The organism is Paenibacillus sp. AR247, from assembly GCF_002968895.1.
GTDB lineage: Bacteria > Bacillota > Bacilli > Paenibacillales > Paenibacillaceae > Paenibacillus_AQ > Paenibacillus_AQ favisporus.
In genome coordinates, this window is sequence record NZ_PCZT01000090.1 from 1 (window position 1) to 517 (window position 517).

Here is a 517-nt window from a genome sequence, read left to right on the forward strand (position 1 = left end):
AGCAGCCCGAAGTGAACCGGCTCAACGCCGTAGTCTCCCCACGGAACGCCGGTTTCGATCAATTCATCACGAACAAACAGGATTCGGGCCAGGTACCCGCATAATGCTGCTTCAAGCCGTTCCTTGACATGATTTACAAGCGGTTGTTGAGCGGTAATTCGTTCTTCAATCTTTCCGGTTTTCTTGCCCTGCAGCAGGTAATCCAGAAGACGCTCGGCATATGCCCTGAGCCGTTCAGCATTTTTGGCGGATAATGGCACGGCCGTTCTCGTTACCCGTTGGTTTTCATTTCTGTCCTGCTGCTCAATGTTTCTGGGCGGTCCTACATATTCCTCCAGCAAAAGGTGGGCGTTGGAGCCTGTTGCCCCAAAAGAGCTTAGGCCGGCACGCCTAGGCAAGGTTACCTGTAACCCGTTTTGCTCTACCACAGGATGCATCCACGCCTCCGTCTTGTTCTGGACATAAAACGGNGAGCGGTCGAAATCAATATAAGGATTCAGCTCTTCCGCATGCAGGG

1 protein-coding gene is annotated in these 517 nt (G+C 52.7%); it reads right to left on the minus strand.

Annotated features, from left to right (window positions below):
• Positions 1-437 (minus strand): ketoacyl-synthetase C-terminal extension domain-containing protein (locus CPT76_RS36200; protein WP_258169127.1); only part of this gene is annotated, 437 nt, incomplete at its 3' end.
• Positions 438-517 lie beyond the last annotated feature (80 nt).